Here is a 4,752-nt window from a genome sequence, read left to right as displayed (position 1 = left end):
GCTTTGCTTCCGACGTGACCTGCGCATGGACCTCGAGGCCGATGATGATCTCCCAGTCGCCGGTGGCGCCGGAAACAAGGCGCTTGGCGTCGGGTGTGCGGGTGTCGATGAGGGACATTGTGGCCTGCGTATTGGAACTCGGATTATGCATTTACGCATATTTTGGTTTGCAACTTCGCTAGTGCAAACCGCTTCGCGAGACAAGCGCCCAAAAAACACAAGCGCAAAGCCACGGACTGGCCTTCTCAGCCGCTTTCGCCTATAGGACGTCCATTCCAATGGAGAGTGGATGTCCACTTACGCTCAGTCCCGGTAAGGCCCTGACCTCTTGGCGAGGCAGGGCAGAAAACCTGAAACCCCGTGCCGCGAAGCTTCGCGGCGGCGGCATTTTTTGTTTTCCCGGAAAACTCTCACATGGATATTTCGCGCACTGAACAGCGCATCCTGCACCTGCTCGCGCAGGGCGGACGCATTGAAATCGAAAAGAACGACAAGAAGCGGATCGCCTCCGTCAAATGCCTGACCCGCGACGGCTGGCACTATCCGGACGTCGATCTCGACCTGTTTCGAAAGCTGAAGCGGAAGAAGGCGGTTTCTTCGTCGGGAGGCGGCCCCTACCGCATCACCCGGCGCGGGCTCGCACTCGTCCGCTCCGAACTCGACAACAGGTAGCCCGCGGTTCCGCCGGTCGTTCTCCGGCCGGCGGTTCGCCTCACCGTTCAGGCAGTGGCGATATAGGCCCTGATCTGGTCGGCCTCGCGCTCGACATCCTCGATGCGGCGCTTGACCACGTCGCCGATGGACACGATGCCATCGAGCATGCCGTCCTTTTCCACCGGCAGATGGCGGAAACGGCCGCGGGTCATAATCTCCATCACCTCGTTGACGGTGTGATTTTCGTTGCAGATCTTCACCTTCGGCGTCATCGCCGAACGCACGGCGATATCGAGCGCGGCTCCACCTTCCCGGGCAACAACCCGGACGATGTCGCGCTCTGACAGGATGCCGACGATCTTGCGATCGCCATTAGTGATGACCAGCGCACCGATCTTGTGCTCTGCCAGGATGCGGATGGCTTCGCTCAGCTTTTCGTTCGGCCCGAGCGTCAACACGTCATGGCCTTTTCTCTCGAGAATTGCCTTCACCGTCATGGCGTCCTCCTCTGCTTTGCCTGCCGGTTCCTGCCCTGACCGGCCTTCACGTAAGAGTGAACATCGTGCGCCGTGATCGGTTGCATTTCAAGTGCGGTGGTCAGTCGTCTCCCACTCGGGCGCCTGCCATCGCCTGTCGAACCAGCGCAGGCCGAAGAAGCCCGCGACAAAGCCGCCAATATGAGCCTCCCAGGCGATCTGACCATCTACCCCTGGGGCAAACCCGAGCAGGCCGGTGGCGAGATTGATGACCATCCACATGGCGAGGAAGATCACGACACCGCGCAGGCGCAATACGAATGCGATCGGCAGCACAGGGCCGGCGAAGGCGGCCTTGCCGGCCGAACGGTCGGTGCGGAAGCCGAAACGCGCCGCAGCCCCCATCATGCCCGATATCGCACCGGAAGCCCCGACCAGCGGCGCCTCACCATAAGGATGCATCGCCCAGAAAAGCGCGACCGAAGCCAACCCGGTTGCGGCAAAAAACAGCGCGAACCACAGCGTTCCCAGACGGTTTGCCAATGGTGAACCAAACGCGGCGAGCCACACCATATTGATGGCGATATGGGCAAAGCCGCCATGCATGAAGGCATAGGTGAAGGGCCGCGAAAACAGGAACCAGTCGAAGCCGTATTGCCCGGTGTAGAGAACGGGGATGAAGGCCCCGTCATACAGCAATGTCATCTGCTGGGATTCGCTCAACACATATTGCTGCAACAGGTAGACGACGACGCAGATGCCGATCACCGCCAGCACGACGGGCGGCAGGTTGAACACCGGCTCGCGTCGCGGTTCGGGTGCGCCCTCGACCGGGTCGACTTCCGAGGGAGATGCCGGTTCACTCATTTGAAATTGCACTCTGCGGGATTCGGGGTTCGAGCATCTAGATCACCAGGGACCGAACCGCAAACCGCGAATCGCCGCGGCGCGAATCAAAAAAGAAGCCGTTCAAGGTTTCCCTTGAACGGCTGGTCGAGCCCCCTGCTCCCCTAAAACTCTTGACTGAAGTGCTGCCGATCGTCGCGAAACGACCGCTTCTGGAGTGGTTTTTGTGTGCCACGGGGCTCGCTTCGATGCAACGTAAACCACCTGTTAACCTTAACGGCCCCGACCCGTGAACAAGTGTTAACGACGCTGGCACGCTTCCTGCTCCGCAACGCATGTAGGTCATCGGAGGGCGCCCTTCTGTTCACCGATGGGACATCAGACGACAGAATGCGCGGAGCAGCATAGCATGAACCAGAATGGATCGATCACGCTGTTCCAATATTGGAATCGCCTGCGTGACGGACGTCCTGCCCCGAAGCGTTCGGAGGTCGAGCCGGCCGACATCAAGTCGCTGCTGGCCGACACCTTTATCCTGGAACGGGACACGCGCGGGCAAGCCGTATTCCGGCTGGCCGGCACCAGGCTTTGCGCCTGCTACGGCCGCGAACTCAAGGGGTTTTCCTTTCCATCGCTGTGGCGCGAGAAGGATCAGCGGCTCGTCTCGCGGCTGATCCATGGCGTCTTCGAGCAGAAGTCGGTCGTGCTCATCAGCTATGAGGGTTTCAGCCGCAACGGGCGTTCCAACAAGTTCGAACTGCTTGCCCTGCCGCTGGACGGCGGCGTCGAAAATCCGCGCTGCCTGGGCGTCATCAGTGCCGTGGAGAAGCCCTTCTGGCTGGGTGCCGATCCGATCACCGACGCGTTGATCGATTCGATACGCGTCATCGATCCGGAGAAGGAGCTTCTCAACAATCGCCCGGCGATCGATGTTCCCTCGCTCGTTCCCGATGAACTTGGAGCACCCGAGACGATCTCGGCGCTCGGCCGGGCGCGCCGCATCCGCCATCTCGTCGTGTTCGATGGCGGGCGCGAGGAATAGTCCGTTTGCGGCCTGATGCACGTCGCCCAAAACTGCGCGGCTGTTTTGGCACCGCGACCTGCAAAAAGGAAACCCCTGGAGCGCCCGCTTTTTCCCTTTGTTAACCCGCTTTGTTGTACTTCTCTGATGAAGTTCCTCGCATCAGCGCGCGGGATGCCAAACGGGGTGTAGGCAGTCATGAGGTCAGCGGCGGTCGACTATGCGCCGTCCCAAGCTGAAAGGCGTAACTTTCAGCGTGTCCGGGTTAAAATTTACGGACGCTTCATGCTGGAAGACCGCACCGAACACCCCTGCCAGGTCGTCGACATGTCACCGGGCAATGTCGCGTTTCGCACCGACCGCATCGGCATGCCTGGCGAAAAAATCATTGCCTACATCGATCATATCGGCCGCATCGAAGGTGTCGTCACCCGCACTTTGCAGGACGGTTTCGCGATGACCGTCATCGCGTCGGATCGCAAGAAGGACAAGCTGGCCGCGCAATTGACCTGGCTCGCCAACAAGCATGAGCTCGACCTGCCGGAAGATCGCCGCCACGAGCGCGTCGCACCGCGCAATCCGACCAGCGTGCTGCAGCTCACCGACGGCCGCCAGTACCAGTGCCGTATCATCGACCTTTCGCTCTCCGGCGCCGCGGTCGAGATCGACGTCAAACCGGCGATCGGCATTCAGGTCATGCTTGGCACCATGCGCGGGCAGGTCGTGCGTCATTTCGAGGACGGCGTCGCCATCGAATTCGCTGTGATCCAGCGCCCCGAAACGCTCGATTCCGAATTCAACACGCCACGCGCCTGAGCAGACCCGATAGCAACACTCCAGGAACCGGCCCTTGCGGCCGGTTTTTTGTTTTCGACGCCATGACATGCTTCGGCCGCTCTTGGCGGGATCTGGGAGCCGTCCGCGCCCGAGGTGGAAGCCTCAATATCCAAACGAATTAATACTCAAATGATTCAAATTTTATGTTTATTCTACTGGAGTTTTACTCAATATCTACTTCGCGCTTTTGCGTCAAATAAATCCACATGTGGCAATGTCTCCTTCGAACGGGGAGACTACAACAATGAAGAAAACGAGGGGCAAGCTGTTGCTGGTGGCAATGGCGATGCAGCTTTCCGCTTGGGGATCAGCATATGCCGCGGGACCGGCCTATATGCACACCGGCGGACGCACCACCCAGCCTGTTGGCCATTATGAGTTCTGCCAGCGCAGTCCTGGCGAATGCAGCGAACGGACCCCCAGGGGTGCGCCGGTCGAACTGACCCGCAAACTGTGGGCGACGATCGTCAACATCAACAATTCGGTCAACACCCGCATCAAGCCGCGCACCGATATGGAAAACTACGGTGTCGAGGAATATTGGGCCTATCCGGCCAATGGCTATGGCGATTGCGAGGATTACGCGCTGGAAAAGCGCCGCGAGTTGATGGATGCGGGCGTGCCGGCCGGCAATCTGCTGATGACGGTGGCGCGCCAGCCGAATGGCGACGGCCACGCGGTGCTGACCGTGCGCACGAGCCTTGGAGAATTCATCCTCGACAATCTGGAAACCAAAGTCCTGTCCTGGACGGACACCGACTACACCTATCTCAAGCGCCAGTCGGACCAGAATTCCGGCGTTTGGGTGACGATCAATGACGGCCGCTCCGACGCGGTCGCCAGCGTCCGCTAAAACAGAGATCAAGCGCGTCGCATGAATGTGAGGCGCTTCAGGAGAAACCCGGTCGAGTCCCCACC

6 protein-coding genes are annotated in these 4,752 nt (G+C 60.0%); 4 read left to right on the top strand and 2 right to left on the bottom strand.

The annotated features are described in order from the left end of the window. The first annotated feature begins 414 nt into the window (after positions 1–414). On the top strand, positions 415–672 hold the full coding sequence (locus EOD15_RS28750) for a YjhX family toxin (protein ID WP_127280952.1): 258 nt from the start codon (positions 415–417) through the stop codon (positions 670–672). Between the two features lie 47 nt (positions 673–719). Here the strand turns inward: EOD15_RS28750 and EOD15_RS28745 are convergent, their stop codons facing one another. After that, positions 720–1,151, bottom strand: a complete 432-nt coding sequence (locus EOD15_RS28745; RefSeq protein WP_027039198.1) for a CBS domain-containing protein — start codon at positions 1,149–1,151, stop codon at positions 720–722. Between the two features lie 87 nt (positions 1,152–1,238). Then, positions 1,239–1,997 carry a rhomboid family intramembrane serine protease gene (locus EOD15_RS28740; protein ID WP_127322494.1) on the bottom strand — a complete coding sequence of 253 codons (759 nt, stop codon included), beginning with the start codon at positions 1,995–1,997 and terminating at the stop codon, positions 1,239–1,241. A gap of 388 nt (positions 1,998–2,385) precedes the next feature. Between EOD15_RS28740 and EOD15_RS28735 the strand changes: the two genes are divergently transcribed. The 3 genes from EOD15_RS28735 to EOD15_RS28725 all read left to right on the top strand — a co-directional run bounded on the left by EOD15_RS28735 (position 2,386) and on the right by EOD15_RS28725 (position 4,687). After that, positions 2,386–3,018, top strand: a complete 633-nt coding sequence (locus EOD15_RS28735) for a PAS domain-containing protein (RefSeq protein ID WP_023812148.1) — start codon at positions 2,386–2,388, stop codon at positions 3,016–3,018. 177 nt (positions 3,019–3,195) lie between these two features. Then, positions 3,196–3,813 (top strand): PilZ domain-containing protein, encoded by a 618-nt coding sequence (locus EOD15_RS28730; protein WP_013531341.1) that lies wholly within the window; start codon positions 3,196–3,198, stop codon positions 3,811–3,813. A 265-nt stretch (positions 3,814–4,078) separates the two neighbouring features. Beyond that, the gene (locus EOD15_RS28725; protein WP_127323056.1) at positions 4,079–4,687 is read left to right on the top strand and encodes a transglutaminase-like cysteine peptidase; all 609 of its coding nucleotides are present in this window, start codon (positions 4,079–4,081) and stop codon (positions 4,685–4,687) included. Positions 4,688–4,752 lie beyond the last annotated feature (65 nt).

Origin of the sequence: Mesorhizobium sp. M7A.T.Ca.US.000.02.2.1, from assembly GCF_003996995.1 — a bacterium.
Classification (GTDB): Bacteria; Pseudomonadota; Alphaproteobacteria; order Rhizobiales; family Rhizobiaceae; genus Mesorhizobium.
Note: the sequence above shows the minus strand (reverse complement) of the source record. Positions and strands in the feature narration are given on the sequence as shown.